The following is a 16489-nucleotide window of genomic DNA, read 5'->3' on the forward strand; positions in this document are numbered from 1 at the left end:
GCACTCCTTAGTAAAAGTATAATGTGACATAACTATCCTTTTTTTGTGTATATTCACTACCTGCAGCTGGCATTGTCTCAATGACTGTACCAACTTTGATTTTATCAATTTCACTTTGAGGTAAAGAAGAAGTATCACGGTGTGCACGCACGACGTTAACACCCATCGCTTCTAATTGTGCTGTCGCTTCCTCAATCGGTTTTCCAATGATATCTGCTGGAATTGTAACCTTTACATATGGCACATAGTATAGCGTCACATCCGTTACACCAGCTATATCATAGAGTTCTCCAGGTGCTACACCTTCTTGACGGATGATAGTACCAGGCTTTTTATTTCCCTGCTCTTCTTTTTCGATTAAGTGAATCGTAGATGGTAGAGATGCCTTAACATCATCGATGTTTCTACCAACATAGTTTGGCATTTCTTCACCGACACCACTGGATACGATAAGCTTCACTTTTGAATGACGCTCTACTTCACTAGAACTAGCAGGTTCTGTACTAATTACAACACCTTCAATACTATCTTTCGATAGTTGATAGATAATATTCTCCTGATCCACTTCAAGTTCTTGTTCTTCTAGGACTGCAGTTGCTTGTGCCACATCCATATCAGAAACATTTGGTACAGTAACCGTCTTGGATTTAGGTGGTAAAATACCTGCTAAAAATAGTCCTACAATTAACGCAAACAATGCGAATAACACTACGATAGCAGTGATATAAATCTTGGTACGTTTATTTGCAACACGTGAAAGAGATGTACTTCTTGTCATTGCGACCTTAGCATCATCTTTTTCTTGTTTTGTTGGTGTTTTATCGATTGGATCTTTCAGACTTAATGGCTTGTCATTTTGATGTTCTGGCAACATGCACTTCTCTAAATCCTTTAACATCTCATCACAGCTTTGATAACGCAACTTTGGATTTTTTGCAGTTGCACGGATGATGATATTCTCTACAGATTGTGGAACATTTGGATTGGCTTTGCGTACACTTGGCATAGGCTCTCTCATGTGTTGTAATGCAATCTGTACAGCTTGGTCTGCCTTAAAAGGAACATCCCCTGTCAACATCTCATAGAACACAATACCCAAGGCATAAATGTCTGATTGTGGGGAAGCTGGCTCACCCTTTGCAAGTTCAGGTGCTAAGTAATGAACTGAACCCATAACATTATTTGCTTGTGTTAATTGCGCACTACCCTTGGCAGTTGCGATACCAAAGTCCAAAATCTTTAAAGAACCATCAGACTTAACAATCACGTTCTGTGGTTTGATATCTCGGTGAATAATGCCACGCTTATGTGCTTCCGCAACTGCAGAAGTTAGTTGTTTCATTGTATCAACCGCTTCTAGATTCAATAAAGGTGCACGGTCACGGATCACTTTCTTTAAAGTCTTACCAGCCACGTATTCCATTACAATATAGTGATGATTCTTATATTCACCTACATCATAGATTTCTACAATATTTGGATGCGCTAATGTTGTGGCAGCTTGTGCTTCACGCTCAAAACGCAAGATACTAATCGCATCTGTACTTTGATCAGAGCGTAGAATCTTGATAGCGACATGACGATTTAAAATTGTATCGATAGCCAAGAATACATCAGCCATGCCACCTTGACCAATATGCTGAACAACTTCATAACGGTTAGCGACTACATTCTTTTTGTTCATAGTGTGTAGCCCCCAGCAAAGTCTAATAAGATGACTGTTGTATTATCAAAACCACCAGCTTCTAAAGCTAGTTTAATTAACTTACGTGCACGTAATGAAGGATCTTTATGCGGATCAATTACAACGCGTAGTACTGTTTTTTCTGGCACATAGCCATGCAGACCATCACTACATAAAAGAATTCCATCCATCTTCTCAATATGATGTGTAATATCACACTTTACATCTTCCCAAACACCTAACGCATTGGTTAATACGTTACGACGTGGGAATGTTTTGGCTTCCTCAGGTGTAATCTCATGATGCATTAACATGTCATTCACTAAAGTATGATCGACAGTTAACTGCTTCATCTTACCTACATGCCACCAAGCATACGCACGGGAATCCCCAATGTTTACAATAAATATACCAATATGCGTAATCAGAGCAGCACATAACGTTGTGCCCATACCCTTGAGGTCTGCATGTTGCTTACCATAATCGAAGATTGCGGAATTACAGATTTTCACTTCACGATTGAGCCATAGTTTCACTTCATCCGCATCTCGAAACTGCTCTGTCTCAGAGAATACACGCGAAAAATGGGCTACCGCCATTCTACTGGCAATATCCCCACCTAAATTTCCGCCAATACCATCTGCGACAATCGCGAATACTTCACCTGCTACATTTGTCGCAATGACATAACTATCTTGGTTACTTTTACGTACCAATCCTTTGTCTGTTATTCCATAGTATTTCATGTTTAAAGTTTACCCTTTTCATGTTTTGCGCGAAGCTGACCACAAGCCGCATCAATATCATCGCCATGTTTAGAACGTAAGGTAGCTTTTACACCATGTTTCATAAGCACATCATAGAAATGTAATGCAACTTTCTCGTTTGTTGAAACATAGCCATTCTCATCGACTTGGTTATATGGAATCAGATTCACATACGCATTCATACCACGAATTAAATTCGCCAGTTCAATCGCATGTGCATCCGTATCATTGACACCATGTAATAAGATATATTCAAACGTTATACGACGATTATTACCTTCACTATATTCATGTAATGCGTCCATCAATACATCTAAAGGATACGCTTGATCGATAGGCATTAATTTTCTACGTAAGGCATCATTAGGCGCATGTAAAGAGATTGCTAGGTTATATTGATAATGACCCTTCGCAAAATCCTTAATACGCGGAACGATACCACAGGTACTAATTGTGATATGTCTTGCACCAATTGCTAGACCTAAGTCACTATTGATAATCTCGCAGAAACGCATCACGTTATCATAGTTATCAAATGGCTCACCTGTTCCCATGATAACGACATTATCAACACGCTTACCAATTTTATCTAATTCCTTTTGGACAAACATAACCTGTCCAACAATTTCACCAGCAGTTAAATCACGCTGCTTCTTTAATAAACCAGATGCGCAAAAAGTACAGCCCATATTACATCCAAGCTGACTTGTTACACATAAACTTTCCCCAAAATGGAAATGCATCAAAACTGTCTCAACTGAAGAACCATCTGCTAACTGGAAAAGATATTTGGTAGTTCCATCCCGAGCAACCTGACGTGTAATTTCCTTCACAGGTTCAATCGAATATTCCTGTGCAAGCTCTTCCAATAGACTCGCAGGCATATCAGTCATCTCTTGGAATGAACTTACACGCTTACGATAAAGCCATTGGAATAATTGCTTTGCACGATAAGATTTTTGTCCCTTTTCGGCGAGCATTTCTGTCGCCATCTTCATATTTAAATCATATATACTTTGCATAGTTAATATATTACCACAATCACACTAATTTCTCGATATGTTATCCAATGTTTCAAACACAAATAACCTATTGGTTACGCTTTAATTTTGCGTAATAGAAGCCATCTGAATCATCTACCATTGGAAATAAAGTCTCTTCTTCTAGCAAGACATAGTTCGTATGTTTCACCAAGAATTTTTTAATTTGTTGTTCGTTTTCCTTACGATTTAACGTACAGGTACTATACACAAGAATTCCTCCAACGCGTAAATACTCTGCGCTAGCATCTAGAATTGCTTCTTGTGTTTGTACAAGTTCATCGATTGATGATGGCTCAAGATGCCAACGAATCTCTGGCTTATGAGATAAATCACCTAGACCAGAACAAGGCGCATCAATCAATATACGATCAAAACTTTCTTTAGGAAATTTCCCCGTGATTGTTGCGTCATTCTGTTTTGCACAAACAATAGATACTCCTGTACGATTCATTAATTCGTCAATCAAATTACAACGTGCTTCATACAAATCCGTAGCGATAATCTTACCTTGATTCTTCATCAAGCAAGCAATCTGCTGCGTTTTAGTGCCTGGTGCTGCACAGGCATCTAACACCTGCATACCAGGTAAAACATCTAGCTTACACACAACTTTTTGTGAGTGGCGATCTTGTATCAATACCATTCCTTTAGAGAATAGTTCTGTTCTCTGCAAAACACCTGCATAGAAGAAACAATCATCCTCTAGCATACGTACATCCGGCATTTGAGCAACTTCAGTTTTTTTACACTTTAAGGTATTTACTCTACCGTATACAAGTGAAGGTTCCTGATTATGCAACGCAATCTCCTTCATTGTTTCAAAGCCATAGTGAGCTTTCCATAACTGCAAGATCCATAGTGGATGGGAAGTTAATACCGCAAGTTCTTCAATCGTATTCCCTTCAGGCTTTTTTAGACCCTGCGCTTGTACCTTACGAAGAACAGCATTTACAAACTCTTTCTCCGATTTACCGGCAAGCTCTACTGCCTCAAAGATGACGGCATAGGAAGGTATACTATCCAAAAAGAGTAACTGGTACACACTCATATTGAGAAGTGCAGCCACTCTTGGCTTTACGTGCTTGGTAAATGGACGCCATTGTTCTTCTAATAGTGTTTTATTCCGTATCGTACCATACACAATTTCACTTGCTAGGCCCATCTCTTCTTTCGAGATATTTGCCTTTCTTAATAGTAAAGACGCAAAACCATGTTGGCGAAATACACGCTCTAATATATTTAATACTTCCGCTCTTACACTCATAGAAACTCCTTAATTCACATAGACTTTATCAAACGACTTCTGATATAGCAATAGAAAAAGATGCTATAAAGCATCTTCATTTCCAACCTTATTTGGATTCTGTTGTTTCCTTAACGTAAGAACCTTCATGGTGTGGGCGAACGTATTCACCTGCAGCATTCTTTACGAGTGTAGGTACATTTAACTTGTAATGTGTTCTTCTCTTGTTCTTTCTCGTCTTGGAATTTCTTCTCTGTTGTACAGCCATTGTCTAGCACCTCCTACTATTCATTTTTGAATTGCTTCAGTCCTGCCAGACGCGGATCCAATTGATCTTTCCGGCTTTCCTGATACTCAGCTTCTGTAAATATCTGCCAGCCATCGCCATGCGGATATTCACCCTCTACTGCTTCAGTCACTTGAAGTGGTACCTCCAACAGGATAGCATCTATCACTGCAGGCATCAGATCAACGACTTCACTGGTAACGAGGCGTACGCCATCTTCATCAGTTTCTTCAAAGACATATGTTTCTTGACTTTCGACATCGAGAGGAACTTCAATCGGTTCATTTGTGATAGCATCAGGACAAATCATTGTTCCTGTAATATGCATATCTACATAGAAGCGATCATCCTCATCGTCGATATAACCGTGACCTTCTACATGAACATCTTCAACAGATAAGATACCGGTGTCATTTTTCAGTTCATCGTTCTCAATTACTACATCTTCGTCAAAATCTACATTCTGCAAATCACGCAGCAACTCTGTTTTTGTCCACTTCACGGCAGTCTCCTCGCTCGTTAACGCTTATAAATTATAACAAACCGCACTTCAAAGTCAATCAAATATCCCCCGAAAAACGCTTGTAAAAGCGAAAATTTGATGGAAGATACTCTCTTAACCTTTTCTTTCTGAAAATATTTGTTTCAAATTTTATTGATGCTGGTTAATAAATTTAATCATCTCTTTGATTACTAGATGATTCTCCTTTTCATTGAGAATCTCATGACGCATTTTCGGGAATGTGATATTTTCGATATTTGCATATCCATTCTTCTGTAATGTCGAAATACTATCCACTAATCCCAACGTTCCACCAGTACATGGATCATCTTCACCACTGATAAATAGAATTGGTAAAGATGGATTCTTCGCGGTAAATGGATGATGTAAGTGAGCAACCATTGAAAATAAGTCACGGTTACCCGCATCTGTAAATGGTACACCACATAATTCATCATTCAAGAATTGTTTTACGTTTTCTTCGTTATAGGACAACCAATCAACTGGTGTCTTTGCGTTCTTGACAGCCTTACTAAAGGATCCAACACTCAGTGCTGTTAACAGTTTTGTCTTTGCCTTAGGTCCCTTCATCTTGACTAGTAACTGGGCAAGTTTCTTACCAAATCCAGCTGCTGGTTGATAATTTGGTGCACCACAAAGAATCATACCAGCAAAGTTATCATTACTTTCTAAATACAAACGAACAATGATAGAGCCCATCGAATGTCCAAATAAGAAGTGTGGTACATCTGGGTATTCTGTATGTAGCTTCGTCACCATCGTATCTACGGATTGAATTAATACTTCATCACCATTTCGATCCGCAAAGTATCCTAGTTCATCTTTGAAAGCTTCCCCATGTCCTGGTAAGTCATAAATTAGTACTGCAATTCCCTGCTTTGATAACTCTCTTGCAAAGGAGATATAACGGGCGTGATGTTCTTGCATACCGTGTACACAGACTAGTGTTGCCCTCACTTCTGTTTCAGGTTTAATGATTTTATAAATTAACTCTGTCATAAAGAAATATCCTTTCTTGTTTGATTGATTTCATTGTATCATATCAACTGTAAAGGAATTTTAAGAAATGAAAGTATGTGGAATCATAGCGGAGTATAATCCATTCCATAATGGACATCGCTATCAAATCGAACAAGCAAGAAAGCTAAGTGGTTGTGATATGGTTATCGCTGTTATGTCTGGTAATTTTGTACAGCGTGGAGAGCCTGCAATTATCGACAAATGGAAACGTGCCAAGGCAGCCATTGAAAATGGCGTAGATCTAGTGATTGAACTGCCTTATTTTTACGCAACCCAAAGTGCTTCCAAGTTTGCGTATGGTGCGGTGGAACTTTTAAAGATTGCGAAAGTTGACTATATCTCCTTTGGTAGTGAGTGTGCGAATTTAGAAAACCTACAAGAAATTGCGGATACTTCTCTTAACCCCGATAACTTAAGAGAAAGCATGCAGACAGGGATGTCTTTCCCTCGTGCATATAGTCTTTTAACAGGTTCTATGGAACCAAATGATATCTTAGCTGTTTCTTATTTAAAACACTTAAAAGGATCTAATATTCAACCAGTGATTGTACAACGTACAAGTGGTTATCTTAGTCCAGAGATATCTGAAAATGCAAGTGCCATAGCAATTCGCAAAGCACTCAAAAATAACGATAGTCTAGCAAACTCTACACCAATGGAAGAAATACTCAAAGAAAGTACACTGGTATATCCTGGACAGTTCTATCCTTACTTGCGAACATACTTATTAACTTCTTCTCGCAAGCAATTAGAAGATATGTTCTTATTTAACGAAGGAATCGAAAATCATCTACGTAAATGTGCTGCAGATAACGATACATATGAAGGTTTCTTAAGGGATGCCACAACCTATCGTTACACCAGCAATCGTATTCGTCGTAGCATCTTACAAGCGATGGTACAGTTGACAAAATACGAAGCACAACGTCTACCAGCACTTGACCACTTACGTATTCTTGCCTTCAACGATACTGGCAAGAAATGGCTCCATGACATGCGTAAGGAAGATATGCGTATCTGTAGTAAATTTGCGGATGTTCCATTTCCATGGAGAACACTGGAATATCGTAGTACCCTACTCTATACCAGTGTATTACCAAGTAAAGAAAGAAAACGTCTATTAAAATTAGAAATCAGTGGTGCTCACTATATCTCCTCAGAACATTAGAAATGTCTAATGTTCTTTTGATTTAAAAAGAAGGTACCAAAGTACCTTCTAGATATTTCACTAAATATTTTCGATGCGTAATTCTTCAATTACATTATTTCTTCGTATCTTTCTTGTTGTATACAACATGGTGATAAACACAACCACAAATACCATAGCGATTGCTAGTAGCACACTGATATAAGGAATAAAGTAATCAACTTGTACCATCTGATTAATCACATGATAGATAAAGAATGAAAAGATAAACGATATTGGAAGACCAATGGCTAAGCTTCGACCTCCATAGATTAAACACTCATAATTTAGCATTTTTCGGAAGCCCTTTTCAGACATACCAACCGATCGTAACATCGCAAACTCTTTCCGACGAAGAATGATATTCGTTGAAATCGTATTAAATACATTCGCAATCGATATAACACCAATTAGAAGAATGAATCCATAGGAAAATACATTTATCACTAAGATAAACATGCGATTATTTTGACGTTCACGATCAAAGTCATAGATTCTATCTGCACTCCAACCATTGTCTTTTTGAATCTTTTCAAGTTGTTGGGCAACACTTGCATGGTTATCTGTCTGTATACCAATCTCTGGATTCGATAATCGTTGAATATAGCTCGTATCTGTATTTTCAAATAGTGTCGTCGCCATACTTCTTGGATAGATTAGCTGCATTGTATTACGACTTAATGTAAATAGATTCTCTTCAATTTGTGCTCCTGCCACAAGTGGAATATAAATATCAATTTCTTCAACTGGATAGAGTTTGGCTTTACGCATGTCTAAGTTTTCATAGCCTCCCATTTCTTCAATATACTCTATCGGATAGAAGAGATAATACTGCTTACCATCTTTAATATATGGCTCATGTAAACTTGCATACCCTTCTATTTGTTTGTATTCACGAACAAACATTGGTACATTATTTGCGTTAGTATCTATCACGGATACATCACGCGTAATAGCCTTACCTTCTCTTACCAATTGTTGGATAACGTGATTGTACAGTAAACCCTTTGGACTATTTTTATCAAAATAACTGGACGAATCTACCTTGTTTTGTTTACACAAATTCTTAAATGCATCATCATCCACAAAAACTAGTTCAACATTCACACCAACCGCATCCTTGATACGGCGAAGATACTGTTGGTTCTCTGCTGTCCAGTATTCAGACGCAATATAATTACGTTGAATATAGGATTCATCGAAAATTTTCTGCGTGATAGCGATATTTTGAATTTCTGGTATTGCCTTAATGACATTAAAGCGCTGGGTAACATCTTCTTGTTCATCAGTGTATGCATTGTACATGACATTCATCTTGTGATCATTACTACTCTGTATTAGCAACATCTTATTTACATATTGTGTTAAAGATGCGGCAGAAATAAATAGTATGACACTTAACGCTAGTGAAAGAATTGTAGAACGATACTTACGTTTATTACGTTTGAAATTCTTAGTAGCCATTACACCTGCAAATCCAAATAATTTCTGGGTAAGCTTTGTCGTTTTTACTTCATTAGGTTTAATGATAATTTCATCACTTTGACGAATAGCCTCAATCGCAGATTTATGAATTGCTTTATATGCTGGAATATATGCTGCAACAATCGTCGTCACTAGGCATATCATAACTGCAATAAGAATTGGTAACGGACTAATCACCAAACGTAAACCCAAACCAACTTTATTTGCAATATTCACAATAAAGTTATTTTGAACCCAAGCAAGTGTGACACCAATTCCAACGCATCCAACAATCACGCCCAAAATAATACCAATGATTGCAAGTAGAAATGCTTCAAATAGAACCATACGACGAATCTGTCGATTGGAAGCACCAATGGACCTCATAATTCCAAACTGACGAATACGTTCACTGATAGAAATCGAAAATGAATTATAAATCAGTGAAATAGAACCATAGGCAATGAGTAGTACGAGTATTGTTGTTAAACCAATCAACACTGAACGTTCCCCACTTGCTTTAAATGCACCATAAAAACGCAACAAATCTGAATGTGGAACATAGGAATCTGAAATTGTTTGACGCATTAAGAATTCCTGCATTTTACTTGGCGACTGAATTGTTAAGAATAGTTTCTGACTATCTGTATGAAAACCATTTGTAATGCATGTATAGCCAGGACAAGAAAACTCTTCAATCTCAAATGGTAGACGTTCCATAATACCAACAATCGTAAAAGTATGTTTGGTTGTATTCTTTAAACTCTCATTTTCCTGGTATGGTGTATTTTCAGAAAGTTGTTCTTTCTCTATAAAACGTTGTCCTGTTTCTAGAGTAATCGTATCTCCTACTTGGTATTTCTCTTTTGCATTTGCGATAAAGTTTTCTGGCAATAGAATTTCATCTTGCTTTTCAGGCATACGACCTGAAACTAAATTGATTGGGAATAATGCATGTTCCATATCCCCTAATGATTGTACGAGAAGATAGGGTTTTCCATCATTTTCATTAGCAACTTCTGCCCAACCAAGCGTATATACATTTTCGTATTGTTCTATCTGCTTGTTTGTCTTAGCTTCTTCTAAGCCTTCTTTATTTACATTATTCATGATGACTTGCCACTGACCCGTTACAGCAATCTCACGATTTTTCAAGAATTGATATCCACTATATGCACCTTCAATAACAGCAGTAAACAAAGCCATAGATACAATAATACCTATCAAAGTTACAATCGTTCTTGTCTTATTCTTGGAAAGATAACGCTGTGTAAGTTTTGTAAATATACTCATGATTACACCTCACGGATTCTTTCGTCTCTTGTTATCTTTCCATCTTCGATTGAGATAATACGGTCTGCCTGTAAGGCAATACTTTCATCGTGGGTAATGATGATCATTGTCTGTTGGTATTTTTTATTTGATAACTTTAATAGTTCTACAATTTCTTGGCTATTTTTACTATCAAGGTTTCCAGTCGGTTCATCCGCAAGTACAATTGCTGGAGCGTTCATAAGCGCTCTACCAATGGATACACGTTGTTGTTGACCACCAGAAAGTTGGTTTGGTAGATTTTTTCGTCTTTCTTGTAGACCTAACACATTCATTAACTCTTCAAGACGTTCTTTGTTAACTTCTTTTCCATCCATTAGCACAGGTAATGTGATATTCTCCTCTGCACTTAATACAGGAATCAAATTATAAAATTGGTAAATTAAACCGACTTTTCTACGACGGAATACAGCTAGTTGTTCTTCATTTTGTGCATAGACATCTTGTCCACCTACAAATACTTTCCCACGTGTTGGTTTATCAACTCCTCCTAACATATGTAATAGAGTTGATTTACCTGATCCTGATGGACCAATAATCGCCACAAACTCACCTTGTTCAATCGTAAACGAAACATTATCTAGGGCTTTTACTTCATTTTCCCCTTTTCCATAGATTTTTGTTAAGTGTTCAACGCGTAAGACTTCCATATCAAAGTCCTCCTTATACTTACAGTATAAAAAGTGAATGTGACACAATGATGACATTTTGTAAGAAAAATCCTGTTTTCACAGGATCAAATAATTTGTTTATAGAAACGTACAGTAAAGCAAGCGCCACCATCTGGATGATTCTTAACACTGATGGTTCCATTTTGTGCAGTAATAATCATGCGGGCAAATGCTAGACCAATCCCTACACTTTCCGGTTTTGCGTTTTTGCCCTTATAGAAACGCTCAAACATGTATGGAATATCTTCTTCCGGAATCCCTTCTCCATTATCTTGTACAATCACTTCTGTATATAATGGATTTTCACTGACATTCAGTTGAATTATGCCACCATCTGGAGTATGTTCCATCGCGTTCTTGATCAGATTACTAAACGCTTCCATCGTCCATTGCTCATCGACGAACATCTTCTCATTTGTGCAGTTGAGAATACACTTCTGTTCTTTTAGTTCCATCGGAATTGCGAACGGTTCTATTGCCTTCGTCAGGATGTCTTTTGCAGGTAATTCTTGTCGATGGAAAATAGCAGTCTTCGCATCGATTTTAGACATCTTCAACAACGTTTCAATTAGCCACTGTAATTTCTCTAGTTGTTTTTTGATATCTCGACGATAATAGAGTGCTTTATCATTCGAAAGATGCTCATCATTTAAAACAGTTAACGATAAGTTGATTGATGTCAGTGGTGTTCGCATTTGATGAAAGATATCCGCGATTGCATTGGTTAATCGGACTTTATCTTTCTGTAGTAGTTCGGTCTGTTCGTTCAGTTTAATGATCATCTTAGAAATTTCATCACTGAGGATGGATAATTCCCCTTCGTATTGATCATCAATCTGAATTGCATTACCATGTAACACTTTATCTAACGATAAGCTTAACTGAGCGATTTGTTGATAACGCTTGATTGAGAAATAATAATGTACAGCTACAAGTACAAGCGCCAATAATAGGAATAGGATTGCATATCCACCTATCAGTGGATATGTGACAAACGAGCATATAACTCCAATCACGAAAGATAAGAGTATCTCGCGAAGAACATCTTGATTACGTAAATACTTCATACTAGTCCATCCTATATCCCAATCCACGAACCGTTTTAATAATTTTAGGATTTGTAGGATCATCTTCAATCTTCTCTCGCAAGCGTTTGATATATACCGTTATCGTATTATCATTCACAAAATCTCCTGCGATATTCCAAATCTCATCGAGGAGTTGATCTCTTGTAAGTAGCTTGCCACGATGATCAATAAAGAGTGTGAGTAACTTGTACTCAAGTGCTGACAAATTGATGGCTATATCCTTCTTTTTTACGATAGCCTTTTCAGTATCCACCTGTATGTCATCCAAAAGAATGATGGTCTGATGTCCTGCATGACGTCGTATGACGTTTTTGATACGAGAGAGTAATTCTTTTGGTCGAAATGGCTTCGTAATATAGTCATCTGCACCGATATTTAATCCTCTTACAACTGTTTCTTCATCTGAAGACGCACTTAAAAAGATGACTGGTAATTGTATCTTTTGGGCGATATTACACACCACAAAGCCATCACCGTCTTTTAAAGAAACATCCAACAACAATAATTGGTATTGTTTTGTCTTTAATAGTTCTTCCGCTTCCTTTTGTCCACTTGCATGATCTGAAGTAAAACCTTCTAGATTCAGATATTCCTGTAAGGAATGAACAATTGCGAAATCATCTTCCACAAGTAGTATTCTCGTCATAACGCTTCCTCTTTATCCATAGTAGCACAAGCCTATCAAAAGAAAAACTCTTCCATACTAGGAAGAGTATTCATGCATGTTATTCGTTGATGATAGCGTTATGGTACACCTTATTTACATCATCTGCTTCATTGAGCATATCCATTAACTTATGGAACGCTTCAATTTCTTCAGGATCTGTTAGTGTCACATATTCATTTGGTAACATTGTTGTTTCACATGTTTCAAATTCAATGTTTGGTAATAGCTTTTCAATCGCATCCTGTGCCTTACCGAAATCAGTAAATGCTGTCTTAACAGTCATGATACCATCTTCGATTGTAAGATCAGTAACATCAACCTCAGCTTCTAATAATGCCTCAAGCATTGCGTCTTCATCCGCATAGTTAAATACGAATAGACCAACTGATTCATAGTTGTAAGAAACACCACCAGCGTTAACCATCTTAGCACCCTTTGACTTATTGAATGCTGTCTTAACTTCTGTCATAGAACGATTTGTATTATCTGTTAAGCAATCTACAATGACAGTAGAGTTACCAGGACCAAATCCTTCATAGCGTGCTTCTGTATAGTTTTCGTCTGTTCCACCCTTTGCTTTGTCGATTGCTCTCTTAATAACATCGGCAGGTACTTGGTTGGATTTTGCTTCAGCAATCTTTCTCTTTAAAGAAAGATTCATATCTGGATCAGGAACACCACTCTTAGCGGCGATATATAATTCCTTTCCAAAACGTGAATATAACTTTGATTTAATTGCAGCAGTCTTTGCCATTGAGGCTGCACGGACTTCATGCGCTCTTCCCATATTCAATACCTTCTTTCATAAAAATAGCCGTTAGTATTATATCAAAAATACACTCCATTGTGAAGAAAAAACCGCTGAGCTGTAACCATATCACTCATCCCTATACGCTGTTTGTGATATGATATTTACATTGGGAGTTAATATAGATGTCGATATATGTAATGAGTGATATACATGGTTGTTATGATGAATTTATGCAAATGCTAGATCTTGTATCTTTTAGTGACTACGATGAACTATGGATTATTGGTGATGTATGTGACCGTGGTCCTAAGAATATGAAGGTACTACAAAAGATTATCTCCAGCAAGAATATGCACATCATCATGGGTAATCATGATGCATGGTTATTAAAGTATTCTCAATACATGATAGATTGTAAACGCGACTTCCGCGCACAGCGTGCAGATGATGATTATCTACGATGGACATTGCGTAATGGAGGGCTCATCACTTCTGACCAATTTATGGACTTAGATTACCATGAATGTTATGACATTAAACTTTATCTCGAAAACTGTCCGTATTACAAAGAAATAACTGTTCATGGCAAAAAATTCCTATTAGTTCATGCTGGCCTTAGCGAAGAATATATGAAACCTACTACTGTCATTGCCTCTGTACCACATCACACCCTTATATGGGAAAAGATAGGTTTAGATGCAAATCCCTTCAACGATACGACAATGATTGTAGGCCATACACCTACCTTCCGTTATGGTGATGAATATCGTGGAAAGATTGCCATTGGTAAGAATAAACATATCTATCATATCGACTGTGGATGTGTATTTGGTAAGTCTTTAGGTTGTCTTCGTCTAGATGACTTACAAGAATTCTATGTACCTAGTTTACAACCGGATCGAACATAATACCTCTTCATAATAGAAAAAAATGCTGCATAGGTCATTTCACTTATACAGCATTTTCATTACATTACTTTGAAATTGTATTCTTAATTAACTCTACAACTTCTGCTTCTGTAGAGGAAGCGACTGCCTTTTCAGCTAGTTCCTTCATCTCTGCATAGCTTAAGGAGTTGATAATCTTACGTGCTGGTAAGATAGATGTTGCGCTCATTGAGAACTCATCTAATCCTAAACCAAGTAAGATTGGTGCAGCTAACTCATCACCAGCCATTTCACCACACATACCACACCACTTACCTTCTTTATGTGCACCATCGATTGCCATCTTAATTAAACGTAATACAGATGGGTTTAATGGCTGATAGAGGTAAGATACTGGTTGACTCATACGGTCAGCAGCCATGGAGTATTGAATTAGGTCATTTGTACCGATAGAGAAGAAGTCTGCTTCCTTCGCTAACTGATCTGCAAGTACTGCAGCTGCAGGAATTTCAATCATGATACCTACTTGTACATCACCAACAGTTACACCTTCAGCAATTAACTTCGCACGTTCTTCATCATAAACAGCTTTCGCTTCACGGAATTCTGCAACAGTCGCAATCATTGGGAACATGATGCACAACTTACCAAATGCAGAAGCACGTAATAATGCACGCAATTGAACACGGAAGATATCCTTACGTGATAAGCAGAAACGTACAGCACGTACACCTAGGAATGGGTTCATCTCTTCTTCAAATTGGTAGTAACTTAACTTTTTATCACCACCGATATCAAGTGTACGAATCACAACTTGCTTGCCATTCATACCTTCAAGAACTGATTTATATGCTGCAAACTGCATGTCTTCGTTAGGGAAATCATTTTCGCTCTTCATGTAGAGGAATTCTGTACGGAATAGACCTACACCTTCACCACCATTTGCGTTTACCGCATCAACGTCAGCTGGAGAACCAATGTTACCAACAAGTTCAACCTTATGACCATCAACAGATACGGATGGCTTATCCTTTAATGCCTTGAGAGCTTCCTTATTTGCAAGGAACTCTTCAGCACGCTTTGTATATTCCGCAATCTGTTCTTCTGTTGGTTCTGTAATAACTTCACCATTAATTGCATCTAAGATAACTAAGTCACCTGATTTTAATGTATTTAGAATTTCATTTACACCAACGATAGCTGGAATCTCTAAGGAACGGGCCATGATTGCACTGTGGCTTGTACGTCCACCAATTTCAGTCGCAAAACCCTTTGCGAATTCCTTATTTAAGGAACCTGTATCAGATGGTGTTAAGTCCTTAGCAACCACAACTACCGGTTCATTTAATGTACTTAGGTTAGGAATTTCATTTCCTGTAATATTGCAGAGTAAGCGGAATGATACGTCTTTGATATCTGCCGCTCTTGCACGCATGTATTCATCGTCCATGCTTTCAAACATAGAAATCATCATCTTAGATACACAATCTGCTGCGTATTCAGCGTTTACTGAATTTGATGTAATTTCGTTTTCAATGGAAGCACGGAACTCTGGGTCACCTATCATCATAAGATGTGCATCGAAAATAGCCAATTCTTCTTCTGCTAATGTCTTTGATGCGACGCCTTTAATCTGTTCAATATCAGAGATTGTCTTTGTAAATGCACTATCCAACTTCTTTAATTCTTCCTCTGGATTTGCACTTGTCTGTACAATCTTAAGAACTGGTTGTTCCAACTTATAAACTTTCGCAATTGCAATTCCCTGTGATGCTGCTATACCTTTCAACATGTCTTAGAACCTCCTGGTTGTATAGGATATATCTGTTTTCAACAATGGAAACGGTTACAATTTATCCTAAAATAATAAGTAAGAA

15 protein-coding genes are annotated in these 16489 nt (G+C 37.6%); 2 read left to right on the plus strand and 13 right to left on the minus strand.

Going from position 1 to position 16489, the window contains the following annotated elements:
- Positions 1–7 precede the first annotated feature (7 nt).
- The 7 genes from pknB to RYK16_RS02450 all read right to left on the minus strand — a co-directional run bounded on the left by pknB (position 8) and on the right by RYK16_RS02450 (position 6545).
- Positions 8–1684, minus strand: coding sequence for a Stk1 family PASTA domain-containing Ser/Thr kinase (pknB, locus tag RYK16_RS02420; protein WP_314850524.1), 1677 nt, complete (start codon positions 1682–1684; stop codon positions 8–10).
- Positions 1681–2430 carry a Stp1/IreP family PP2C-type Ser/Thr phosphatase gene (locus RYK16_RS02425; RefSeq protein WP_294206978.1) on the minus strand — a complete coding sequence of 250 codons (750 nt, stop codon included), beginning with the start codon at positions 2428–2430 and terminating at the stop codon, positions 1681–1683. Before RYK16_RS02425 ends, pknB begins: the two co-directional genes overlap by 4 nt.
- Positions 2431–2432: 2 nt before the next feature.
- Entirely contained in the window at positions 2433–3473 is a 1041-nt protein-coding gene (gene rlmN, locus RYK16_RS02430) for a 23S rRNA (adenine(2503)-C(2))-methyltransferase RlmN (protein ID WP_314850525.1), read from the minus strand.
- Between the two features lie 67 nt (positions 3474–3540).
- Complete coding sequence (rsmB, locus tag RYK16_RS02435) at positions 3541–4758, minus strand: 16S rRNA (cytosine(967)-C(5))-methyltransferase RsmB (RefSeq protein WP_314850526.1); 1218 nt, start codon at positions 4756–4758, stop codon at positions 3541–3543.
- A gap of 88 nt (positions 4759–4846) precedes the next feature.
- Positions 4847–5005, minus strand: a complete 159-nt coding sequence (gene rpmF, locus RYK16_RS02440) for a 50S ribosomal protein L32 (RefSeq protein WP_006525411.1) — start codon at positions 5003–5005, stop codon at positions 4847–4849.
- Positions 5006–5021: 16 nt separating this feature from the next.
- Positions 5022–5525 carry a DUF177 domain-containing protein gene (locus tag RYK16_RS02445; RefSeq protein WP_294020880.1) on the minus strand — a complete coding sequence of 168 codons (504 nt, stop codon included), beginning with the start codon at positions 5523–5525 and terminating at the stop codon, positions 5022–5024.
- Between the two features lie 150 nt (positions 5526–5675).
- A complete protein-coding gene (locus tag RYK16_RS02450) occupies positions 5676–6545 on the minus strand; it encodes an alpha/beta hydrolase (protein WP_314850527.1) in 870 nt (289 codons plus the stop codon).
- A gap of 67 nt (positions 6546–6612) precedes the next feature.
- Here RYK16_RS02450 and RYK16_RS02455 point away from each other — a divergent pair, with 67 nt between their 5' ends.
- Positions 6613–7734, plus strand: coding sequence for a nucleotidyltransferase family protein (locus RYK16_RS02455; protein WP_314850528.1), 1122 nt, complete (start codon positions 6613–6615; stop codon positions 7732–7734).
- 60 nt (positions 7735–7794) lie between these two features.
- On the opposite strand, the gene RYK16_RS02460 is transcribed toward RYK16_RS02455, so the two are convergent.
- The 5 genes from RYK16_RS02460 to RYK16_RS02480 all read right to left on the minus strand — a co-directional run bounded on the left by RYK16_RS02460 (position 7795) and on the right by RYK16_RS02480 (position 13761).
- Entirely contained in the window at positions 7795–10509 is a 2715-nt protein-coding gene (locus RYK16_RS02460; protein WP_314850529.1) for an ABC transporter permease, read from the minus strand.
- A gap of 2 nt (positions 10510–10511) precedes the next feature.
- Complete coding sequence (locus RYK16_RS02465) at positions 10512–11198, minus strand: ABC transporter ATP-binding protein (protein ID WP_314850530.1); 687 nt, start codon at positions 11196–11198, stop codon at positions 10512–10514.
- Positions 11199–11284: 86 nt separating this feature from the next.
- A complete protein-coding gene (locus RYK16_RS02470) occupies positions 11285–12286 on the minus strand; it encodes a HAMP domain-containing sensor histidine kinase (RefSeq protein ID WP_314850531.1) in 1002 nt (333 codons plus the stop codon).
- A 1-nt stretch (position 12287) separates the two neighbouring features.
- Positions 12288–12953, minus strand: a complete 666-nt coding sequence (locus tag RYK16_RS02475; protein WP_314850532.1) for a response regulator transcription factor — start codon at positions 12951–12953, stop codon at positions 12288–12290.
- A gap of 79 nt (positions 12954–13032) precedes the next feature.
- On the minus strand, positions 13033–13761 hold the full coding sequence (locus tag RYK16_RS02480) for a YebC/PmpR family DNA-binding transcriptional regulator (RefSeq protein ID WP_314850533.1): 729 nt from the start codon (positions 13759–13761) through the stop codon (positions 13033–13035).
- A gap of 146 nt (positions 13762–13907) precedes the next feature.
- Between RYK16_RS02480 and RYK16_RS02485 the strand changes: the two genes are divergently transcribed.
- On the plus strand, positions 13908–14633 hold the full coding sequence (locus RYK16_RS02485; protein WP_314850534.1) for a fructose-bisphosphatase class III: 726 nt from the start codon (positions 13908–13910) through the stop codon (positions 14631–14633).
- 64 nt (positions 14634–14697) lie between these two features.
- Here the strand turns inward: RYK16_RS02485 and ptsP are convergent, their stop codons facing one another.
- Entirely contained in the window at positions 14698–16404 is a 1707-nt protein-coding gene (ptsP, locus tag RYK16_RS02490; RefSeq protein ID WP_314850536.1) for a phosphoenolpyruvate--protein phosphotransferase, read from the minus strand.
- Positions 16405–16489: the final 85 nt, after the last annotated feature.

Origin of the sequence: uncultured Solobacterium sp. (assembly GCF_963550625.1) — a bacterium.
Lineage (GTDB): Bacteria > Bacillota_I > Bacilli_A > Erysipelotrichales > Erysipelotrichaceae > Bulleidia.

Excerpts from the sequence above, each read along its gene's own strand:
- pknB (WP_314850524.1), bottom strand. The coding sequence starts at position 1,684 with ATGAACAAAAAGAATGTAGTCGCTAACCGTTATGAAGTTGTTCAGCAT.
- RYK16_RS02425 (WP_294206978.1), bottom strand. The coding sequence starts at position 2,430 with ATGAAATACTATGGAATAACAGACAAAGGATTGGTACGTAAAAGTAAC.
- rlmN (WP_314850525.1), bottom strand. The coding sequence starts at position 3,473 with ATGCAAAGTATATATGATTTAAATATGAAGATGGCGACAGAAATGCTC.
- rsmB (WP_314850526.1), bottom strand. The coding sequence starts at position 4,758 with ATGAGTGTAAGAGCGGAAGTATTAAATATATTAGAGCGTGTATTTCGC.
- rpmF (WP_006525411.1), bottom strand. The coding sequence starts at position 5,005 with ATGGCTGTACAACAGAGAAGAAATTCCAAGACGAGAAAGAACAAGAGA.
- RYK16_RS02450 (WP_314850527.1), bottom strand. The coding sequence starts at position 6,545 with ATGACAGAGTTAATTTATAAAATCATTAAACCTGAAACAGAAGTGAGG.
- RYK16_RS02455 (WP_314850528.1), top strand. The coding sequence starts at position 6,613 with ATGAAAGTATGTGGAATCATAGCGGAGTATAATCCATTCCATAATGGA.
- RYK16_RS02460 (WP_314850529.1), bottom strand. The coding sequence starts at position 10,509 with ATGAGTATATTTACAAAACTTACACAGCGTTATCTTTCCAAGAATAAG.
- RYK16_RS02465 (WP_314850530.1), bottom strand. The coding sequence starts at position 11,198 with ATGGAAGTCTTACGCGTTGAACACTTAACAAAAATCTATGGAAAAGGG.
- RYK16_RS02470 (WP_314850531.1), bottom strand. The coding sequence starts at position 12,286 with ATGAAGTATTTACGTAATCAAGATGTTCTTCGCGAGATACTCTTATCT.
- RYK16_RS02475 (WP_314850532.1), bottom strand. The coding sequence starts at position 12,953 with ATGACGAGAATACTACTTGTGGAAGATGATTTCGCAATTGTTCATTCC.
- RYK16_RS02480 (WP_314850533.1), bottom strand. The coding sequence starts at position 13,761 with ATGGGAAGAGCGCATGAAGTCCGTGCAGCCTCAATGGCAAAGACTGCT.
- RYK16_RS02485 (WP_314850534.1), top strand. The coding sequence starts at position 13,908 with ATGTCGATATATGTAATGAGTGATATACATGGTTGTTATGATGAATTT.
- ptsP (WP_314850536.1), bottom strand. The coding sequence starts at position 16,404 with ATGTTGAAAGGTATAGCAGCATCACAGGGAATTGCAATTGCGAAAGTT.